At 54.9% G+C, this 20,461-nt stretch carries 21 protein-coding genes and 1 tRNA gene; 12 read left to right on the top strand and 10 right to left on the bottom strand.

Annotated elements, in window-relative coordinates:
* Positions 1 to 5 precede the first annotated feature (5 nt).
* The 6 genes from WCK51_09890 to WCK51_09865 form a co-directional block, all read right to left on the bottom strand.
* Positions 6 to 743: a hypothetical protein gene (locus WCK51_09890; protein MEI7577194.1), complete on the bottom strand. Its 738-nt coding sequence runs from the start codon at positions 741 to 743 to the stop codon at positions 6 to 8.
* On the bottom strand, positions 740 to 3,433 hold the full coding sequence (gene leuS / locus WCK51_09885; protein MEI7577193.1) for a leucine--tRNA ligase: 2,694 nt from the start codon (positions 3,431 to 3,433) through the stop codon (positions 740 to 742). The genes WCK51_09890 and leuS overlap by 4 nt, the downstream gene beginning before the upstream one ends.
* Positions 3,434 to 3,455: 22 nt before the next feature.
* Positions 3,456 to 4,340, bottom strand: coding sequence for a ChaN family lipoprotein (locus tag WCK51_09880; GenBank protein ID MEI7577192.1), 885 nt, complete (start codon positions 4,338 to 4,340; stop codon positions 3,456 to 3,458).
* 35 nt (positions 4,341 to 4,375) lie between these two features.
* On the bottom strand, positions 4,376 to 5,200 hold the full coding sequence (locus WCK51_09875) for a PEP-CTERM sorting domain-containing protein (protein MEI7577191.1): 825 nt from the start codon (positions 5,198 to 5,200) through the stop codon (positions 4,376 to 4,378).
* Between the two features lie 85 nt (positions 5,201 to 5,285).
* Positions 5,286 to 6,419 (bottom strand): glutathionylspermidine synthase family protein, encoded by a 1,134-nt coding sequence (locus tag WCK51_09870; protein MEI7577190.1) that lies wholly within the window; start codon positions 6,417 to 6,419, stop codon positions 5,286 to 5,288.
* Complete coding sequence (locus WCK51_09865) at positions 6,419 to 6,898, bottom strand: hypothetical protein (GenBank protein MEI7577189.1); 480 nt, start codon at positions 6,896 to 6,898, stop codon at positions 6,419 to 6,421. The genes WCK51_09870 and WCK51_09865 overlap by 1 nt, the downstream gene beginning before the upstream one ends.
* A gap of 89 nt (positions 6,899 to 6,987) precedes the next feature.
* On the opposite strand from WCK51_09865, the gene WCK51_09860 reads away from it, so the two are divergent.
* Genes WCK51_09860 through WCK51_09825 form a run of 8 tightly spaced genes read left to right on the top strand, consistent with a single transcriptional unit; the run spans position 6,988 to position 15,554 of the window.
* Complete coding sequence (locus tag WCK51_09860) at positions 6,988 to 8,316, top strand: complex I subunit 1 family protein (protein MEI7577188.1); 1,329 nt, start codon at positions 6,988 to 6,990, stop codon at positions 8,314 to 8,316.
* A complete protein-coding gene (locus WCK51_09855; GenBank protein MEI7577187.1) occupies positions 8,313 to 8,825 on the top strand; it encodes an NADH-quinone oxidoreductase subunit J in 513 nt (170 codons plus the stop codon). Before WCK51_09860 ends, WCK51_09855 begins: the two co-directional genes overlap by 4 nt.
* Complete coding sequence (gene nuoK / locus WCK51_09850) at positions 8,822 to 9,154, top strand: NADH-quinone oxidoreductase subunit NuoK (protein ID MEI7577186.1); 333 nt, start codon at positions 8,822 to 8,824, stop codon at positions 9,152 to 9,154. Before WCK51_09855 ends, nuoK begins: the two co-directional genes overlap by 4 nt.
* Positions 9,155 to 9,172: 18 nt before the next feature.
* On the top strand, positions 9,173 to 11,191 hold the full coding sequence (gene nuoL / locus WCK51_09845) for an NADH-quinone oxidoreductase subunit L (GenBank protein MEI7577185.1): 2,019 nt from the start codon (positions 9,173 to 9,175) through the stop codon (positions 11,189 to 11,191).
* Positions 11,191 to 12,765, top strand: a complete 1,575-nt coding sequence (locus WCK51_09840; GenBank protein ID MEI7577184.1) for an NADH-quinone oxidoreductase subunit M — start codon at positions 11,191 to 11,193, stop codon at positions 12,763 to 12,765. Before nuoL ends, WCK51_09840 begins: the two co-directional genes overlap by 1 nt.
* 2 nt (positions 12,766 to 12,767) lie before the next feature.
* Positions 12,768 to 13,271: a hypothetical protein gene (locus WCK51_09835; protein ID MEI7577183.1), complete on the top strand. Its 504-nt coding sequence runs from the start codon at positions 12,768 to 12,770 to the stop codon at positions 13,269 to 13,271.
* Complete coding sequence (locus WCK51_09830) at positions 13,271 to 14,710, top strand: NADH-quinone oxidoreductase subunit N (protein MEI7577182.1); 1,440 nt, start codon at positions 13,271 to 13,273, stop codon at positions 14,708 to 14,710. The genes WCK51_09835 and WCK51_09830 overlap by 1 nt, the downstream gene beginning before the upstream one ends.
* Positions 14,711 to 14,765: 55 nt before the next feature.
* Positions 14,766 to 15,554 carry a sugar phosphate isomerase/epimerase family protein gene (locus WCK51_09825; GenBank protein MEI7577181.1) on the top strand — a complete coding sequence of 263 codons (789 nt, stop codon included), beginning with the start codon at positions 14,766 to 14,768 and terminating at the stop codon, positions 15,552 to 15,554.
* On the opposite strand, the gene WCK51_09820 is transcribed toward WCK51_09825, so the two are convergent.
* Entirely contained in the window at positions 15,533 to 16,054 is a 522-nt protein-coding gene (locus tag WCK51_09820) for a hypothetical protein (GenBank protein MEI7577180.1), read from the bottom strand. The two genes, WCK51_09825 and WCK51_09820, sit on opposite strands and share 22 nt — an antisense overlap.
* Complete coding sequence (gene rbsK, locus WCK51_09815) at positions 16,051 to 16,971, bottom strand: ribokinase (GenBank protein MEI7577179.1); 921 nt, start codon at positions 16,969 to 16,971, stop codon at positions 16,051 to 16,053. The genes WCK51_09820 and rbsK overlap by 4 nt, the downstream gene beginning before the upstream one ends.
* A 19-nt stretch (positions 16,972 to 16,990) precedes the next feature.
* On the opposite strand from rbsK, the gene WCK51_09810 reads away from it, so the two are divergent.
* From WCK51_09810 to WCK51_09795, 4 genes are all read left to right on the top strand, one after another.
* On the top strand, positions 16,991 to 17,317 hold the full coding sequence (locus WCK51_09810) for a hypothetical protein (protein ID MEI7577178.1): 327 nt from the start codon (positions 16,991 to 16,993) through the stop codon (positions 17,315 to 17,317).
* Entirely contained in the window at positions 17,314 to 18,171 is an 858-nt protein-coding gene (locus tag WCK51_09805) for an ABC transporter permease (protein ID MEI7577177.1), read from the top strand. The genes WCK51_09810 and WCK51_09805 overlap by 4 nt, the downstream gene beginning before the upstream one ends.
* Complete coding sequence (locus WCK51_09800) at positions 18,168 to 18,899, top strand: ABC transporter ATP-binding protein (GenBank protein MEI7577176.1); 732 nt, start codon at positions 18,168 to 18,170, stop codon at positions 18,897 to 18,899. Before WCK51_09805 ends, WCK51_09800 begins: the two co-directional genes overlap by 4 nt.
* Before the next feature lie 59 nt (positions 18,900 to 18,958).
* Positions 18,959 to 19,034, top strand: a tRNA-Ile gene (locus tag WCK51_09795).
* A 59-nt stretch (positions 19,035 to 19,093) separates the two neighbouring features.
* On the opposite strand, the gene lepB is transcribed toward WCK51_09795, so the two are convergent.
* Positions 19,094 to 20,074, bottom strand: a complete 981-nt coding sequence (lepB, locus tag WCK51_09790) for a signal peptidase I (protein MEI7577175.1) — start codon at positions 20,072 to 20,074, stop codon at positions 19,094 to 19,096.
* 3 nt (positions 20,075 to 20,077) lie between these two features.
* Positions 20,078 to 20,428 (bottom strand): 50S ribosomal protein L19, encoded by a 351-nt coding sequence (gene rplS, locus WCK51_09785; protein ID MEI7577174.1) that lies wholly within the window; start codon positions 20,426 to 20,428, stop codon positions 20,078 to 20,080.
* Between the last annotated feature and the right edge of the window lie 33 nt (positions 20,429 to 20,461).

The following is a 20,461-nucleotide window of genomic DNA, read 5'->3' as shown; positions in this document are numbered from 1 at the left end:
GGACCCTAGGGCAACAACTTCGCCAGCTCTTTCACCTTAGGACTGTTCGGGTCTAGCCTGACCGCACGGGCAAGGTCGGCCTTCGCTTCATCCTTCCGCCCAGCCGCCAATGCTGCCTGACCACGCGCGGCGAGATACCTCGGAGCATTTGGAACAAGCTTCACCGCCTCATCAGCCAGCGAGAACGCTCGTTGATAAAGAATCTGCGCTCGTTTTCGAGCTTCTTCGGCCTCTGCTTTCTGGCCCGAAGCCGCGTTAGTATTCATCGTTGAAACCTCCAGCGCTGCCAGCTCCAGAGTGGCCTCACTCGCCAAGGCTGCGGCTTCGATTGCGGTCAAGCGGACGGCCTCCATTTCCTTCATTGGATCCACCATGCGGTTCTCCCATGACTGAGACAAGCGGTCCGCCGCGAGCTGTGCCTCGCCGAGCAGTAAGTAGCATTTTCCGGAACCAAACAGTGCGGCTACCTGACGCGGCTCGAAAGCCTTCATTGCCTCAAACTTTGTAATAGCCTCACGGAGTTTGACGCGATCCGCTTCCGTGATCGATTGGCCACTATCCGCCCGGCCAAAAATCTCGAGCACTAGGTCGGCAGACTCCTTGTTCAACTTCTCGTACTCGGTTCGAGTTCGCGGTAAAACGACGCCGTCGCGAGTCTCGACCGGACGGTCTGACAGCATGATGACCGCGACTAGCGCCGCAACCGCCGCTCCCGCCCCAATCGCCGTTTTGTTCACCTTCATCCTGCCACCACAATATTAACAAGCCGACCAGGGACGGTGATTATCTTTTTGACTTCTTTGCCATCGGTGTAGATCTTTACCTTGACGCTCGCCTGGGCTTCCGCCTCAATCTGCTCTTTAGGCGTATTCGCCGGAACCGTGATTGTATCCCGAAGTTTTCCGTTCACCTGGACGGCGATGGTCAAGCTATCTTCAGCGGCCAACTCGTCATCGTGTAGGGGCCACTGAGCGTGGTAGGTGAATCCGGTCTTTCCAAGATCCTCCCAAATCTGGTCTGCCGAGTGCGGCGCACTCGGGGCGATCAGCAGCACGAGAGTTTCCAGCGCCTCGCTCATCGCGAGTTGCAAAGGACGCTCATTGGCAATTCGGGTCCGAGCCAAGTCGAGACAATCCGTGATCTCGTTCATGAACTTCATCAGCCACGAAACATAAGTGTTGAACCCGAAGTTCTCCAGGTCCTTGGTGCAGTTCCGGATTGCCTGGTGGGTTGCTCTGCGGATTCGCTTGCTCAGATCGTCCAGCTCTTCAAAAGGCAAGATGTCCATCCAGTTTTCTGCGAAGTGAGGCTGAACCTCGCCTGCGAACTTGAAGATTCGCCCCAAGAACCGCGAGATGCCCTGCATGCCCTCGTTGCTCCACTGAACGTCGGCGTGGAACGGCGCGACGAACAACAAATACATCCGAAGCGCGTCCGCTCCGTACTGTTCGACGGCCTCGTCGGGGGTAACGACATTTCCCTTCGACTTCGACATCCTCACCCATTTCCAGGTCAGTTCGTCTTCGGGCATCAGCTTTGCTTCCTCGAAGCTGACGAGAATTCCGTCTTCACCAACGCCGAGCGTCTCGTTTTCGCGAGGCTTGCGGTAAGGCGACATCGCCAGTACCTGGCCCTGATTGCGCAGCGTCTGGAACGGCTCTTTGACTGGAACCACTCCGGCGTCGTAAAGAACCTTCGTCCAGAACCGTGCATAGAGGAGGTGCATGACAGCGTGCTCGGCTCCGCCGACGTAGCAGTCGACCGGCATCCAGTATTTGAGCTTTTCGGAGTCAAACGCAGCTTCAAAATTTTCCGGATCGCAGAAGCGGAGGAAGTACCACGACGAGCATGCAAAGCCGCCCATCGTGTCCGTCTCTCGGCGGGCGAGAGAGCCGTCGAGGTCGGTGCAGTTCACAAACTCATCGATATGGGCAAGCGGAGACGAACCATCTCCAGCAGGCTCGTATGAGTCCACCATCGGCAGCTCGACCGGGAGCTGGCTCAGCGGAACAAGTTGTTCCTCGCCGTCTTTGGTGTGAATCACCGGGATGGGACAGCCCCAGTAGCGCTGGCGCGAAATCAGCCAGTCACGTAGTTTGTATTGAATCTTTCGCTCGCCAATCCCTTCCGCCTCCAGCCGGAGGCCGAGCTTTTCTTGGGCTTCCAGCACTGATAGTCCGTCGTAATGCGACGAGTTAATGAGCGTGCCATCTTTCGGTTCAAAAGCCTTTCCTTGAGCCCTTAGAGCTCTGATCTCGTCAATTCCTCCAGGACCGATGATGACTGGCTCGATGGGGATTCGGAATTTGGTAGCAAAGTCGAAGTCACGCTGGTCGTGACCTGGAACCGCCATGATTGCCCCGGTTCCGTAGGTAGCAAGTACGTAGTCGGCCAACCAGATTGGGATTCGTTCTCCGGTAAATGGGTGGTGCGCATACGCTCCGGTGAAGACTCCGGTCTTCTCCCGGTTCTCAGCTGTGCGATCCGTCTCGCTCAGGCTCTTCGCCGCCTCCTGGTACTGGCGGATACGTGCTCGATCTTCGTCCGTGATTGGCAACTGATCGACAATCCCGTGTTCAGGAGCCAGGACGCAGAAGGTGACACCATAAATGGTGTCGATACGCGTTGTGAAGACATCAAAGTGCAGTCCGCCCGACTGAGGACGAGCTTTACCGGTCTCCACCGCAGAGTCTAGATCAATTCGAGCTTCGTTCGCAGTGCCAACCACCTGAAACGTGAACTGACAGCCCTCAGATCGCCCGATCCAGTTGCGCTGCATTGCCTTGATTCCTTCCGGCCAGTCGATCGTTTCGAGGTCGTCAATGAGCTCCTGCGCGTATTCGGTGATGCGGAAATACCACTGCGGAATCCACTTCTTTTCGACCAGTGCGCCGGACCGCTCGGCTCGACCCGCGATGACTTCTTCGTCGGCAAGAACAGTTTTGTCAACCGGATCCCAGTTGACCGCTGCCAGCTTCCGAACCGCCAGGCCGCGCTCGTAAAGCAACCCAAATATCCACTGCGTCCATTTGTAATAGCTCGGATCAGACGACTTAAACGAACGGTGCCAGTCGAAGCCGCACCCGATCAGATCCATCTGCCGTTTGTAGTTTGCCGCGTACTTCTCGATCATCGGCGCCGGATGGCTCTTGCGTTTGATCGCCTCGTTTTCGGCGGGGAGTCCGAAGGCGTCAAAGCCCATCGGGTGCAGGACATTGAAACCCTGCATGTACTTCATCCGGCTAAGAACGTCGGTTGGAACGTAGTTCCGGCAGTGCCCAACGCTCAGCCCCGCGCCCGAGGGGTAGGGGAAGAAGTCGAGCGTATAAAACTTGGGTCGACCAGCCTCCTCGCGGGTTCGAAAGAGGTCAGCCTTGAGCCATCGCTCTCGCCACTTTGCTTCGAAATCACCCGGAGAATAACGGTCGTACATGAACCCTTAGGTTACCTGTACGCTACTTCTTGATCGGCTCAGGAGTGGTGCAGTAGACGAAGTCGCCAAGCCCCTTGGCGACCTCGACTGTCTTTTCCGACTGGATCATCACAAAGTTCAACCCCCTGCCGGCGCCACGCTGGGCAAGGCGGTAGTTGATTCCTTGACTATACATGATGTGTCCACTTCCTGCGATGACAACGAAAATGTCCTTTGAGGTCGGTTTACGGACGGCGATATACTTGGCGGCGGTGTCGGCCATGCCATGGTCCCAGAGCATTTGGCTTTGGTAGATGTTAGCCATCGCAGGGCCCATGTCGTGGCCACCCATCAGCGATTCAAATACCATCTTGTGGTTCTTGTTGTTCAAATCCAGCGTCGCGGGAAGCTGCATCCGCGCCGAAAGAGGCAGAGAATCGAATCCACCCTTGGAAACGGTGCGAACCCAGTCGCGGGGAACGTTGAGGCCGACCACGGGCATCGACTTGGCTTTGATCACCTCGAACAAGGGGCGGTAGAAGTTATAGTCGTAGCCCCATTGAGTCTTCCATTCGCTTTGGATGAGGAAGTCGGCTTCATTGAGAGCCCCCTTTGTCCACTGGTCCAAAACGTCTTGCTTGGTGCGGTGGAAGAACTCGACGCCGACGGCGGGGGTTCGTCCGGCGAAGGCGAGGCTTTCCACGAGCTTGGCTTCCATCTGCTGGTGCAACGACGTCGCGTGATTCTCTCCGATGAACAGGAATTTCTGGCCCTTACAAGCCTCGGCAACCTCAAAAGCGGTCATCACCCGACCCGTCTTGGTCTCAACAATCTGGCCTGGCTGAACAAGCAAAGTGCCTTTCGGACCTATGGGAAGATTGTTCGGGTCAAGTTGGAGGGCGACGGCGAGCGCAACTGCGGCGGGCATAACTGAATTATGCACCGCCGCAGATCATGGGTGCGTTAGACCGAGGTCTTGCGGCGTCGCAGAAGGGCGAGTCCGCCAAGAGCGAGAGCTGTCATCGTCGCTGGCTCAGGAACGGCGGTGAGGTTCGTCGCGACTACATCGTAAGTCGACCCGCTGCCGATCATCGCAGAGGACCGCCAACCTTGCACAAACGCACCCTCGAGTGAAGCCACGTTGTTCCAGCCAGCGTCCGAGTCGGTGTAGACCAACACGTTGTTCAGGTAGTGTTCAACGGTGTTGTTCACAAACCGCATGCGGAGGTTGTTCCAGCCGTTCAACTGCGGCGCTGCGCCGAGTGTTGTCAGAGCCGACAGGCTGAAGACCTCGATGTTTCCGGTGTAAGGTCGGAAAACTTCCAGTCCAACGCCATTACCGTTGCCTTCGTTGTAGAAGCCAAGAGTTGGGTACGCGTCATTCCCAACGGTTTGAGTTACATCGTCGAAACGCGCCCAAAGGTCACCACCGCGTCGATCCGCGGTGCCACCAGTTGTCGCATTCCAAGACGATGGAATGTAAACATCCATGCTTAAGTTGCTGTTCTGGGCGGTGATTCCGAACCCTTGGGTGTGCGCGACGTCAGCATAGCGCTGTAGACCCTGGAAATTGTAGAAGGGGTCGGTTACTCCGGGGTTATCCCAGATCGTCATCTTGAGCGCAGTTTTTCCGAAGAACGTACCCGTGACTGCCGATTGCGGGGCAGATCGGTCCGGGCCGTAGTAACTCAGCTGGGCAGCCGAAGAGAAGTCGTCGGAGAACGCCTGAGCGTTCACGATGAATGGCAAGCCAATAAGTGCCGAAGCGGCAAGCGATCGAAATTTCATAAGAAGTCCCAGGTTTGCAATCTGCTAAACCTAATTTAATCTATCAGCTTTTTCGCGATTTTCAGTGAAAATGACGTTAAGAATGCTAGCTAGCAATTCGATGAGGCACAAACCTAGCAAGATTGTCAGTGATCAGATTGTCCGTCTCGCGAATGCCGATGCCCCGCGACTCGGTCCCAACCACCCAACTCCCTATCACCGGGTGCGCGCCATCGAACGTGGGCAAGGGAACGTACTCCTGATACACGAAGCCGCCAGTTCCGTATTCGCCCTCAGATGACTCCAATCCGCTGATCGTCACGTTCGCCCCTTCGCGGCCCAACAGCGGCTTCTTCACCCACTGCGACAGAGACCGGGGCGAATCCAAAAACGCTGGAACGAGATACGGCGAACCCGGATAAAGCTCCCAAAGAATCGCAAGGAGCGCCTTGTTCGATAAGATCATCTTCCAGATGGGCTCGATCCATTGGGTTCGATCCATCGTTTGTAGGCACTGCTGGGCGAAACTCTCGTTCATCATCCACTCCCAGGGGTAGAGCTTGAAGATGGTATGGATGTCGATGTTTTCGAGGTCGATGAACCGTCCTCGGCGGTTATCGAAGCCGAGTTCTTCCATCAAAAGGGCTTTGCCAGGGATTCCAGCTTCTTGCGCGGTATCGCGCAGAACGGCGACCGTCATCTCGTCTTCAATCGTGCCGCAATGGCCGAAGTGAACCAGGACTCCGTTGAGCTTGCGATTCTCCTTCATCCATGCCCATTCATCGACGAGCCCTTCCCAAATCGAATTGAACTGATCGGAACTCGGGGAGACTTCCTCGAGCCACTTCCACTGGATCACCGCCGCCTCGAGTAGGGAAGTGGGCGTGTCCGCGTTGTACTCGAGCATCTTTGGCGGCCAGTTGCCGTCATAAACCAAGTCGAATCTACCGTAGAGAGAGGGCGGATCGGTTTCCCAGGTCGTCTCGATTGCGGGAACCGCGTGAGCGGGGATTCCAAACTCAGCGTACCGACGATGCGAAATGACATGCTCGACAGCCTGAATGCACATCTTGTGCAATTCGTTGGTGGCGATTTCTAAGCCGTCGGTTTCGCTCTCCGTGAACTCGTAGCAAGCCGATTCGAACCAGTAGGGGCGGTCTGCCTCGGTATGGAATATCAGACCTTGCGCTTCGACCGTGGCCTGCCAGTTCTCACGCGGCTGAATTTGAACTCTTCTCATTAGCTTGAGAAGCTGCCCGACGATCGACCGGAACTTCCGAATCCGCCGCGAGTGATCGTGGTTCCGCTGGGTGTTCTAACCGAAGCTCCTGATGGTGGCGAGGAGGAGTAGCCACGCAACCGGCCGTTGCTCACCTGACCATCATAGCCCCAACCCGGTCGGCTGAGAGCATGGCCAAGACCCATGTACACGAATCCTGGAGTATATCGGTGTCCGGATCGGCAGAACGACCGGTCAACAGCTAAGTTTGTCGTCGTGTCGAAACAGATGTCGACGCCCTTGGAATCAGGAACAAGTGCATATCGTCCTCCTCGATAGGGAGTCGCGGCGATGGGGGAGGAGCACATCGAATCCGGCAGGATCTGACCCGTTTTGGGGTCCACACAGCGGCGAACCGACGATGGACCGGAGCATCCCTCAAGGATAGCGACTCCGACAGCAGCGCAGAGAGCCGCAGGTACGGCACTCGATTTCTTCACAATTAGTATCTTACTGGGAATCTGCGAGTTTGGTTGCGAAGAACCAGAAACCTGCAAGGTGAAGTCAGGTAAATTTTCTACTGGCCTTTATGGATTGGTTACGGAGCCTCGACCCCACCCTTCAAGACGTGCTAGCGGCACTAGGGCGCGCCATCCTTGCCATTATTCCGGTTTTCGCTCCGGTTCCATTCATCATTTGGTATGAGCGACGGTTGCTGAGCTGGATGCAAGACCGCATCGGGCCAAATCGAACTGGCAACATCACCTTTTCTAGAACAAGCAAATTGATTCCTTCGTTCCTGAAAGGGAAGAAATTCAAACTGTTTGGCCTAGCGCAGTCGATTGCCGACGGTATCAAGCTGTTCACCAAAGAAGACATCATGCCGACCAAGACGGACAAGTTTTTGTTCATCCTTGGCCCGCTCATTGCTCTGTTTGTCGCTCTCACTCTTGGCGGAACGATTCCCTGGGCGGGCGACCGGCGCTTCACGCCAGTTGCGGACATCAATGTTGGTCTGCTCTACGTGATGGCGATCTCCTCGCTTGGAGCCTACGGATTGGTTCTGGCTGGATACTCGTCCAATAACAAGTATTCTCTTTTGGGTGCCCTGCGAGCATCAGCTCAGCTGATTTCTTACGAGCTTGCGATGGGAGTCTCTCTCGCTTCGATGGTGATGGTCACTGGCTCGCTCAAGATGACCGAAATCGTCGCCGCTCAGGAAGGCCCGTTGCTCGGGTTCATCGGCTTCTTGCCGAACTGGAACATCTTCACCCCATTCGGCTTGGTGTCTGCATTCATCTTCCTCATTTGTATCTTCGCAGAGACGAACCGACCTCCGTTTGACCTTGCGGAAGCGGAAAATGAACTCGTCGCCGGATACCATACGGAGTACAGCACCAAACGCTGGGGGCTGTTTATGATGGCGGAGTATATGGCGATGTTCACGTTCTCCATGGTGTTCTCGACCGTCTTCCTCGGTGGTTATCACCTTCCAATTCGCTGGGAGGCGATTGGGATGGACTTCATGACCAGCATTGAGAATTCCTACCTCGGCGGTCTCAGTATCATGATGCTAAAGGGAGTCGTCGGTTTGACGCTTTACATTTGGGTTCGCGCGACCTATCCGCGGTTCCGCTATGACCAGCTTATGAATCTTGGTTGGAAGTTCCTTTTGCCGGTCGCAACCGGGAACCTGATTGTGACGGCGGCTTGGATTATGATCACCAAGATCTACGGTGCGGCGCCCGGCTGGATGTTCACTCTCGGTCTGTATGCTGTTGCTGCTGCGGTCTACGTTTTGCTTCGTTCAAAGAAGTCGACTCAGTATCTTGACACTCGATCGGTGGATATGATCAATCAGCCCGCTCGGCGCACGGTTGATCTGGTCGAGTCGAAGCCTGAAGAGGTGATAGCATGACGATCACCCCAGAATTGATTGTTTTTGGAATGCTCGCCGGAATGGCGGCGCTATCCGCCGTTGGAGTCGTGGCATTCAAGAATGCCGTGCGATCAGCACTGTGTCTGGTCTTCACGTTCTTCATCCTTGGATTCCTCTACTTCGCGTTGAATGCTGAGATGCTTGGAATCACCCAGATCGTGGTCTATACCGGAGCGATCATGGTGCTGTTCCTGTTCGTAATCATGTTGCTGAACCTTGGAGCCTCGCATGTCCTTGAGGAAAAGAGCGATCCGAAGAAAGCGGTTGGAATTGCCTTCGGTGTTAGTCTTGCAGCGCTACTAGCAAGCCAAGTAGTTCCCCTGCTACTGAAATTCAAGGCACCGATCCCGACGAAGGAATTTGGTTCGCCCCAAGTGATTGGAAAGGTTCTGTTTACGGATTATGTCTTGCCGTTTGAAGCAGTCAGTGTGCTGCTTTTGCTGGGCGTGGTCGGCTCGGTCTTGCTAGCCAAAAGGAGAATGTCATGAACGGAGTGCCTCTCGCGGCTTTTATCGGCCTGAGTCTTTTTATGTTTTCCACAGGGGTTGTCGGAGTCATTTTGCGACGAAACCCAATCGTCATTTTTATGTGCATTGAGCTGATGCTCAATGCAGTCAATCTCGCTTTTATCGCCTTTGCCCGCTACCGCTTCTCCGGAATCGGAAACGAGTCGCAAGGGGCTGCGGGACAGATGATGGTTGTGTTCATCATGGCGGTTGCTGCGGCGGAAGTCGCGGTTGGGCTGGGCATCATCATGGCGATCTACAGGCTGAAAGAGAACATTGACGTTGACGAACTGAACTTGCTCAAAGGATGACGCACAGGGGATAAGAATTTGGAAGGAAACTCACTTATTTGGTTAACTCTTGGGCTGCCGATTCTCGGCTTCTTGTTCCAGGGCTTGTGCGGTCGTTTCTTGGATAAAACTGTCGCTGGCAAGAAGCTTGTTGGGTTGCTCGCGGTTGCTCCGGTTGCGATAGCGTTTTTGATCGGAGTGATGGTGACCAAGTCACTCAATCCCAGCAAGGCCGTGGTTGTTTCCAGCATTCCTTGGATAGAACTCAAGGGCCTCTCGGTTCCGTTCGAGCTTCGGATAGACACCTTGTCGATGACGATGGTGCTCATCATCACAGGCATCGGCGCCTTGATCCATCTGTACGCCACGGGCTACATGTCTGAGGAAAAGGATTTCGCTCGGTTTTTCGCATACTTGAACCTCTTCATCGCGGCGATGCTGATCCTGGTTCTTGGCAACAACCTTCTGATGCTGTTCATCGGATGGGAAGGAGTTGGCCTTTGTTCTTACCTGCTGATCGGGTTTTGGTACGAGGACATCGCGAACGCCAAGGCGGCCAACAAGGCGTTTATCGTCAACCGTATCGGCGACTGGGGGCTCACTCTCGGACTGCTTCTCATTGCTACGCTTGTTGCTACGTCACCAGCAATGCAGGGTGAGACGCGGCTTTTCAGCTACGATGTGATCTTCCAGCACTTGCCAAAGATCCTGGCTTTGAACCCAGCGATGGGGACGGTGGCGGCGTTGTTGCTGTTTGTCGGAGCTTGCGGTAAGTCTGCGCAGTTCCCGCTTTACCTTTGGCTTCCCGACGCCATGGCGGGTCCCACGCCTGTATCGGCTCTGATTCACGCTGCGACGATGGTCACGTCGGGTGTTGTTCTGATGAACCGAATGTCGATGCTTTTCGAGACGTCACCCGTCGCCTCGGCGGTTGTTTGCGCAGTCGGAGCATTCACTGCGCTTTTCGCGGCAATCATTGCCATCGGTCAAACTGACATCAAAAAGGTTTTGGCTTACTCGACGGTCTCTCAGCTCGGCTTCATGTTTGTGGCCTGCGGAGCGGGTGCCTACTGGGTTGGAATGTTCCACGTGACGACTCACGCCTTTTTCAAAGCTCTGTTGTTCCTCGGTTCGGGAGCGGTCATCCACGCAATGTCGCACGAGCAGGATATGCGAAACTACGGGAAGCTGGCGAAGTACCTGCCGATCACATTCGGGACGATGATGGTTGGTTACTTGGCGATCTCGGGTGTACCGGGGCTATCAGGGTTTTATTCCAAGGAAGAAGTGATCGGATCGGCACTCGCCGGCGATCTTGCGCTCACGGGTGCACTTGAAGTCGGGAAGTGGTCGGGTTGGATTTGCTTAATCGTCGCCGCGCTCACAGCGATGTACATGACCCGGATGATGTGGCTGACATTCTTTGGCAACACAGAACAGTGGCGCAAACTCGAGCCTCATCATGGCGAGGACGACGGGCACCATCATCTTAACGCCGATCACAAGCCACACGAGGTTCCGGTTTCAATGTGGGTTCCCTTGGTTGTCTTGGCTTTCCTCAGCGCAGTTGGTGGATTCTATCTTGCCCAAGGAGATCGGTTTGAGCACTGGATCATGGCCTCGCAGATTGGAGCAAAGGTTCCGCCTCCTACGCATCCCGAGGGAATTCCGCTGATGGCTCTCTCGATTGGCGCAGCCGCTCTTGGAATCCTTGCCGGACTTGCGGTCTACTTCAAGGGGCTTCCCGCCAAAGAAGGCTGGGATGAATCGCTCTGGGCTAAGTTTAGGCTTCGTGCTCGCGATCAGTTCGGATACGACCGGCTGATGGTGAACAGTGTAACCACTGACTCCGCCGCGTTCTCCGCGGCCGCTAACTCTGGGTTCGATCACGGAGTGATCGAAGGAATTGGTGAGGGTGCTGGCAACCTAACAAAGTCGCTCGGAGGCATTTTCAATTCTGTACAGACTGGTCTGGTGCGAATGTATGCCTCGGTGATGCTGATTGGAGTCGTTGCGCTCGTCCTCTACGTGATCGTGAGCTTCGGGGGTGTGAAGTGATGCTCAGCCTAGAAATTTGGGTGCCAATCATCGTTGGTGTTGTCCTTCTGCTCGGCGGAAATTCAACTTCTTTGTTCGCAAAGTTTGCCAGCGTCATCGTGATGCTGTTCACTCTGGGAGTGAGCGTCGGTTTGCTCGCTCAGTTCAAAAGCGACGCCACCGGTTTTCAGTTTGCTGAGAATGCTCCTTGGATTCGTTCACTTGGCATTAACTATTCGCTGGGCCTCGACGGAATCTCGATCTGGATGTTTGTCCTCACTGCGTTCCTCGGCTTGGTTGCAGTTCTGATCTCAAAGCCTAAGGAGAGAGTTTCGCAGTTTTTTGGCCAGATTCTGATCCTGAGCGGAGTGCTTCTTGGCGTCTTCGCAGCATTGGACTTGGTCCTCTTCTACATCTTCTTCGAACTCAGCCTGGTCCCCGTGGCCATGCTGATTCTCGGTTGGGGACGTGGAGATCGGTCGAAGGCGGCCACCAGGTACCTCGCCATGTTGTTCGGAGGCTCACTCTTGATGTTGCTTTCGATCATCGTGATCGGCCTTGAGTACACCAGAGTCACCAGTACCGGTTCGATGTCGATCATCGAAATTCAGAAACTCGCGGCTTCAGGCAAACTTTGGGCAGGGAAGGAAGGACTTGAGAACTTAGCATTTTGGGGATTCTTGATTGCCTTCCTGGTCAAGTCGCCGGCGGTCCCTGGGCACAGCTGGTTGGCTTCGACTTATGAGTCTGCTCCGATTGGAGCGACGGTTGCCGGTGTTGTGCTAAAGGTTGGCACCTACGGTCTCTTCCGATTCTGTCTTCCCTTGTTCCCCCACGCGGCCGCAGCAAATGCGCCAATCGTGACGTTCATTGGTGTCGTCGGAATCATCTACGGTGGCATTCTCGCGATCAATCAGAGCAATGTCTTCCGGGTGATGGCATTTTCGACAATCAGCCACGTTGGCTTCATTCTCATCGGGCTGTTCTCCTTCAGTCACGTCGGAATGGTCGGTGCGGCTTTCCAACAGTTCAATCATGGCCTCGCCTCGGCTGCGGTTTTTGTCCTGATGTCGTTTTTGATGGAACGCGGTTTTAGTGGAGAGTTCAAAGAGCTGGGCGGTCTGAAGCGGTCGATGCCCGTGTTTGCAAGTATGTTTATGATCGCGATGCTCGCGAACCTGGGACTTCCGCTCACAAGCGGATTCGTCGGCGAAATCCTGGCGCTTATGGGATCGTTCGAGTCGGGCTACGCAAACGTGCTCGGCCTCAACGTGGGCTACGCAGTCGCTGCTGGAATCGGCGCGATTCTCTCTGCCTCCTACATGCTGTACGCCTACCAGCGAATGTTCTACGGAGCCGCAAACCCGAAGGAGACGAAGGACCTTAGCATGAATGAACTTCTCCTAGGCGGAGTTTTTGCTGCTGCGATTCTCATCGGCGGAATCCTTCCAACCTACGTGCTCTCCCGAATGGATCGCGCCGTGGCCGTGACGGGAAGCATGACGACTCCAAACTACGGAACGACTTGGGCAGCCGGTGGGCGCGAACCTGATCCAGCGCGTATCTATGGTCAAGCTTCGGGAGGTGCTAAATGACCATGGCGCCCGAGTTGCTTACAGCCGAATTTGATGGCTATTCCTGCGTCATTTCTGGAACGCGCCACCAAGGCATTCTCTCTCCGTTGAGCCGAGCGATCTCGCAAGGTATTGATGTTGTGGGTCTGTTAGAAGAAAATCCTGCCGAGGGTGACCGAGTTCTTGCCGAACTGGTAAGCCAGTGCTCCCATGAAATGCGCCAGGTCAGCGGACCGCTAAACTACATCGTCGCTGGGGCTGAGCCAGACGTGACTTCACCGATGCAGTATGGCGGCCATTTTCTTGAGCTCGACCGCGAGCTGATTGGAACGTCTTCGCCAGCGATAACTCTGATCGGAGGGCCGGAAACCTACATCGATGTTGTCTCCGATATCGCCAAAAGCTATTTGATCTGGAATCCGGAGACGAATCCGGTCGACCCCCATGAAGTTTCCCGAATGACCACAGCAACTCCGATTACAAGTGTGAACTTCTTTCCGTACCTCAACGCAGGAAGTGTGAACTAATGGGTTACGTACCGGTAATTGATTGGACCGTCGTTGCTCCATTGGGAATTGTCGCTGTGACAGGAATGATCGCGTTGATCGTTCATATGCTCACTGGGAATTCCGAGCGTCAATGGACTCAAAAAGTCACTGCCCTAGGTCTGCTCGTCGCGGCGACCGTACTCCTGGGTGCTGGTGGATCAGACAGATCGACATTTGATCAGACTCTTGTTTTGGATCGACTAGGTTCAATTGGCCAACTTCTTACGGTTCTCGCGGCGCTGATTGTCACATTAGTTAGCCCACAATACTTCTCAGAAAAGCGGATCAAGCTTGGGGAGTTCTATCCGCTGCTTGCCTGGGCAACTGCGGGTGGAATGCTGGTCTGTGGCACTCGTCATCTTCTCAACATGTTCGTGGGCATCGAGATCCTTTCAATAAGCCTCTACGTTCTTGCCGGACTTCACCGCACTTCCCGAAAGTCGGAGGAGTCGGCAATGAAATACTTCTTACTGGGAGCCTTCGCTACGGGCTTCCTTCTTTATGGCATCGCCATGTTTTACGGAGCAACGGGGTCACTAGACTCGTCCACGTTGGTCGCCTATTGGAGCCACGGTAATCCAGAAAATCGGGTCCTTTTGGCGATGTCCTTCGCCCTGATAACCGTAGGTCTTGGGTTCAAATGTAGTCTTGTGCCGTTCCACCAATGGACCCCAGATGTGTATGAAGGTGCGCCAACGAACGTTGTCGCGTTCATGGCAACCGGAGGTAAAGTCGCCGCTTTCGTCGCACTCTGGAACTTTGCTGACGGGTTTGGAACTGCCGGAAAGTTTGTCGCGACAACTTTCGCGGCGCTCTCAGTCGCTTCGATGATCGTTGGCAACGTTCTGGCTATGAGGCAGAAGAACATCAAACGGCTTCTTGCTTACTCGTCGATTGCTAACGCAGGATATGTCGCGGTGACGGCGGCAAGTGTCGCGGCTTCCTATAAGCTCACCCACGTCACCTTACTCTACTTCTTGGTCGGATACGTGCTTACGAGTGCAGGCTTCTTCGTGGTTCTTCTTGCATCGGCAAAGAACGGGTCCGAGGCCGAAACAATTGACGATTTGAGGGGGTTGTCTGGCCGCTCGCCAGTTCTCGCCTACTCGATGGTTGTGTTTGTCCTGTCTCTGATCGGCCTTGGACCAGTTTCAGGTTTCCTGGGCAAAGTTCTCATCCTACGCGATGCAGTTTCAGTGAACATGACCTGGCTTGCAGTCGTCATGGTGCTCAACAGCATCTTCGGAGCTTTTTACTACTTCGGAATCCTAAAAGCGATCTTCTCACCGGCGGAAGGCGACTCGAGGGCGATCTCGCTTTCGGGAGCTCAAATCGCAGCATTAGGATTGTGCGTCCTCGGCGTCGTCGGCTCCGTCGTGGGCTTCACGCCGCTCATGAATCATCTTGGACTGCGCTAGCCTTCCGATCGGCATCTCCTGGTACTCCGTGCTGTCTGCTTGGAGAGGTGGAGAAATGTCGATTGGGAGTTTCTGCGATCTCGCTCGCTCCTGCGGGGCTGACGGTATTGAGATCCTCGACGCGTTCTTGTATGCGCCAGGCGTTTCGCGAGATCACTTGCCGGAGATAGAGTCTTTTCGAGACAAGCTTCGGGAATCTCTCGGCGAGTTGCATCTGCATGCCGTGGCGGTGACTAATGATTTCTCCCATGAAGGTGCTGCTCGTCTGGAGCTGGAGAAAGAAAAGGTTGAACTAGGGGTCGCCCTGGCGGTCGAGTTCGGATCGGGAATCGTCCGGGTGTTCTCCGCTCATCCAGATGAAGAAACGAAAGAATTGAGCCGCCTTCGCGCGATCAATGGTCTCAGCGGAGTCGACCCACAAGGCAGGGTGCTTGCGTTGGAGAACCATGGTGTGCACTTCGGCACACCTTCCGAAGTCCTCACGATCTCTCGAGGTGCGGGTACGGGGATTTGCTTCGATATCGGAAACTGGCTCCTTGCTGGGGTCGATCCAGTTCGCGCGGCGTGTGAACTACCGTTTCCTGATCTGGTTCACGTCAAAGATTTTGCCACTGATCCCAGCGGCAGCTACCAAACCCCGGAGGGTGAGAAGCTGCAAGGCGCGTTTCTTGGAGAAGGAGTCGTACCGATTCAGGAGACTCTCCGGGCATTGTTCAGCCGCCCTGACCGAAGACCCGTGCCAATCGATCTGGAGCTGGAATGTGGCGATCAAGGGGTCGAGGCAACTCGGGAGGGAGTCAGTTGGTTGAGATCGCTCTTGGCTCAGCTCGACCCGACCAGTTGAATCAGCCCCTTAAGCTGTTCGAGCTGATCGCTCATCGTCACCTTTTCAAACAACGGGACATGGACGAAACCGATTCTCCGCTCGGGATACCGAACCAGCAGTGAATAGAGCAAGAAGTTGCACAAATAGTCGCCAGGTGTAAAGCTGGTCGCCAGAGCAAGCTCACCGAGGTGTTTTGGCGTCAACAGGGTTTGTCCGAGAGTTCGAGGGCCGGACGGCTTGATGACCGTCCGAGTGTGTCTGCGGCTGCCGAATCCACGCTCGGCTCCAATTTGGTTGTGAGCGTATAGTTCAAATCTCAAATCAGTCGCCCGTGCGTTGAGTCCGAGGCAAAGAATCGTATCTTCAGATCGCGAGCGTAGCGAAATCGCAAACGATTCTACTTTGCCATATTGCACGGGGAGCAACTCGGTGTTGCCATGCAGCGCCTCTGCGAGCTTCGAAGAAGGGTTATCCGTGATGTCCCGAAATGGGCCAAATCCGGTGACTAGAAGGTTCATGCCGGAATCAGCTCCCGAACTTCTTTGTCGAGTTCGTCAAAGTAGGGCATTCCGGTTTGGGCGCCAACGTGCTGGACGCTGTGAGAGGCGCAGTGGACGGCGAAGCGGGTTGCCTGGCGGAGTTCAAGCTTTTGGGCCAGAGCGAAGGCTAGCGCACCGTTAAAACAGTCTCCAGCTCCGACGGTGTCCACCGCGGGAACCAGTGGTGCCCGGATCAAGCCCTCGTCGTCCTCAGAGCGGAAGTATGCTCCCTTAGCTCCCAAGGTGATGACAACCGACCTGCAACCCCTTACCAAAAGCTCTTTGGCCGCCTTCTCGGCGGTTTTCTCGTCGTAAATTGGGTAGCCCACTAAATACTCGGCTTCGACCTCGTTGGGGGTGAGAACGTCGATCATCGGATACATCGAGAGCGGTGGTGCAATCGCCGGCGCAGGGTTGAAGATCACATGCCCCTGCGACGCCTCAGCCGCCGCGCGGGAGGCCTCCAAAGGGATCTCGCCTTGCAAAAGGAGAATATGGTGCAACTGCTGATGGGCAGCTTTAAGTGCTTGCTCGGGTTCGAACAGCATGTTCGCGCCAAGGGCTACAACGATTGTGTTTTGCCCCAAGTCGTTGAGTGTGATCCCCGCTGTGCCAGTCGCAGAGTGCTCAATCGAGTGAACCAGTGTGCAATCAATCTGCTCTGATCGGAGCTTGAGAATCATCTCCGCGCCATCGGGGTCTGGGCCAATCGCTCCGCAGAAGGAGGTGATCGCCCCGAGTCGGGCCGTACAAACCGCTTGATTGGCACCCTTTCCGCCAGGAAACACTCCGACGACTTCTCCCCGGATGCTCTCGCCAGGACGGGGGAATTCGGCGACTCGGAGCACCCTGTCGAGTACAATGCTTCCCACGACTAGAATCCGGACGCTCTCCATTCGAGGCTTATCTTAGCTGATGCTCGCCGCAATTTTCGCCATCGCCCTCCAAACTCCGCCGACGTTTTTTCTCGTTGATGAGGAGGAGCCAGGAACCCTCCCGAAGGCGCCCGGAACTTACGTATCAGTTTGTGAGGTTCGAATGATCGGGAGAAAGGCACTTGTTTTGTTAGACACCAAAAAACGCGGGCTGCCGATGAAAGTTTTGATGACATCGACGCCGACTTCGTTGTTAGAGTTTGCAGTGAATGGACTCGGTGCAGGTGGAAAGCGGGTCGTCTCTGATCCGGAAAGTGGCCAGTTTGCCTGGGTTCGCGTTGTGAACATCAAGAAGGTGGAAGGTTGAGAAGAGAGTTTGCCGAGCTGTGGCGGTACCGCGAGCTCCTTTATGTGATGGTCCAACGGGAACTGAGAATTCGGTACAAAAACTCCGCTCTCGGCGTCCTGTGGTCGTTCTTGAATCCGCTCGCACAGGTTGCGGTGATGAGCTTTGTCTTCAGCAACTTCTTGCGGCAAGATGTCCCCAGTTTCACCGTTTACATGCTCGCGGCTTATCTGCCGTTCATCTTCTTTCAGTCAAGTGTCCTGGACTCCGCACAGTCGATTTTGAACCAGTATGGTCTGATCAAGAAGATTTATTTCCCGCGCGAAATCTTGCCGTTAGCGGCAGTGATCGCCAACATGATCCACCTCGCCATTGGATTTTTGATCATGTTTGGACTCATGTTTCTGGGCTATCTGCGTGATCCTCGAGTCTTCCCATTCCAAGCCACAACGGTTTACTTGCCGTTCCTGCTGATTGTTTCGACTCTGTTTGCCACCGGAATCTCGTTCGTTGTTTCCGCGCTGAATACATTCTATGAGGATGTGAAGTACATCGTCCAAATCGGGCTGTACTTGCTCATGTATCTGTGCCCCATTGTTTACTTTGTTGAGCAAGTAGCGAACTCGAAGAAGAACTACGATTCGGGCTGGCTTCTATTCAAGCTGTACATGTTGAACCCCGTCGCGGTTCAGTGCGTGGCATATCGCAAGGCCCTCGTCGCGCCTGTTCCTACAATGTCCGCCACTGGGATGGGGATGCCAACCGGTATGCCTTGGAAATACTTGGCGGTTCATAGTGTTGGTTCGTTCTTCGTTTTCTTGTTCGGCTATTGGCTGTTCAACCGGCTCAAGTGGAAGTTTGTGGAGCGGCCATGACGGGCGAAGTCAAAGTAGCTATCAAGGATTTGCGGAAGCAGTTCGTGGTTTCGCATTCAGGAATTGCTTCCATCAAGTCCTTGCTGCTCTTCTGGCGCAAGCGGTCTTATGTCCATCTTGAAGTTCTAAAAGGCGTTTCTCTGGAGGTCAGAGGCGGTGAATGCGTGGCGGTCATCGGTAAGAATGGGGCAGGTAAGTCAACGTTGCTTTCCTTGCTGGCTCGAATCTATCTGCCAACTTCAGGATCGCTTGAAGTCAAGGGCCGAGTCGCCCCGTTGCTGGAACTGGGCGCAGGCTTTCACAACGACCTTTCTGGTCTAGAGAACATCTATTTCAATGCGGTGATTCTTGGGTTGACTCGCGAGCAGGTCAAGGAGCGATTGGATTCAATCGTTGAGTTCTCGGAACTCGGAGAAGCGATTCAGGCTCCTGTGCGGACATATTCTAGCGGAATGATGGCGCGGCTGGGGTTCGCTATAGCGATTCATGTCGATGCCGAGGTCTTGATCGTCGACGAAGTATTGGCGGTTGGTGACCAGCGGTTTGAGCAGAAGTGCCTGGAGAGAGTCGAACAGTTCCGCCGCGACGGCGGGGCGATATTGCTGGTCTCGCACCAGTTGCCGACAGTCGAGAAGTTCGCCGACCGGGTGGTCTGGCTGAAGGACGGGGTTGTAGAAATGCAGGGCGAACCTTCAGCGGTAATTGCTGAATATGTTCAGCGGGGTTGAACTGAGGTCAGAAGAGTGTGAAGTAGCTCAGGGAGGTAACCTTTAGGAGTTACCTCCGAGGGCCTGTAGCTCAGGGGTTAGAGCGGACGGCTCATAACCGTTTGGTCGCGGGTTCGATCCCCGCCGGGCCCACCAATCGTACAGTTGGAGGTTGGAAGGAGGGAGTTGGAAGCGACTTCGGATTTAGGGTGCGCCTATCGCATCCCTTCGGCAACAATCGCGTCTGGAGCCTTTGGCGAACCATTGTCGACGTACCGGATGCCGCCAAAGCGGTTCATGGGAAGCCAGACGAACTCGGCGCGGCCGATGATGTTGTCTCGGTCAATGAGACCCCATCCGCGTCCGTCGAACGAGTTGTTGCGGTTGTCGCCCATGAATAGGAACTTGCCTTCGGGAATCTTTTGCGCGGGAAGATTTCGCACTTCCGGCGAGCTTGCCTCGGCGGGATCACGGATGATGAACGGCTCGGCGGCGTAGTAGGGTTGCCGACCAAAATTCTCCGACCGCGGCGAGGCCGCGTTGGCATCATACTGGGTGTAGTTCAGCGGGATCAGCTTGCCTTTGTAGTTGACAAGTTTCCAACTCTGCTTTTGAAAAGCCGCCGTCTCGGCTTGGGAAAACAGCCGGAAATCGCCCTGGCTGGTCTGTTCGGCAAAGTGCCAATAGGGTTCCCAAAGCAGTTTGCCATTGACGTAGATCACGCCGTTCTTCATCTCGATCACGTCTCCGGGCAGACCGATGAGGCGCTTCACGAAGTCGACCTTCGGGTCCCCGTTCGGTCGAAGCTGCTCGGGCGAGCAGGCGTAGGCCGGGGGGTGAAAAACGACGATGTCCCCGCGTTTTGGCTCGGAATATCGGTAGATGGCCTTGTTCAGGCCGATAAAGTCTCCCACTTTCAATGTCGGGTTCAAAGATCCGGTCGGAATCTGGAAGGTCTGGAAGAAGTAGGGCCGGATCACCATGAAGATGAACACGGCTGCGTAGATCAACGAATCGAACAGATCGCTGATGCCACTTAAGAACTTAACCCCGAAGCCCTGTTTATGCTTTGGGGTTTTAGCGGATACGAAGTGGGATACGATTCGAATTGCCGTCAGAGACACTGAGAAGACAAGGATTTGGCTGAGCGGAGTCCGCGCAACCATGTCCACATATTCAAGCGTTGACGACGGCATCGATTATCGTCGCTCTTTGATTCGGGCTTCCTTACCGACCTTGCCTCGAAGGTAGTAAAGCTTGGCTCGGCGAACCTTACCGCGACGAGTGACTTCAAATCGGGCGACGTTTGGCGAGTGGATGGGAAAGGTTCGCTCGACTCCGACGCCGCTGGTGATCTTGCGGAGTGTGATGGTCTTAGCGATTCCACCGTGCTTGACGGCGATGCAGGTTCCTTCAAAAAGCTGGATTCGCTCTTTGTTTCCTTCGCGGACCTTAACGTGAACCTTAACGGTGTCACCAGGCCAGATGTCTGGAACGTCGGTCTTGATGTTAGGCGCGACCACGCTCTCCAAAATTGCTTGTTTTGACATGTTCTGTTTTACTTCTGTATCCGTTTTGTCCCG

It is taken from the genome of Armatimonadota bacterium (genome assembly GCA_037138755.1).
In the GTDB taxonomy this organism is placed as follows: Bacteria; Armatimonadota; Fimbriimonadia; order Fimbriimonadales; family Fimbriimonadaceae; genus Fimbriimonas.
This window is presented reverse-complemented; position numbering and strand designations above follow the sequence as displayed.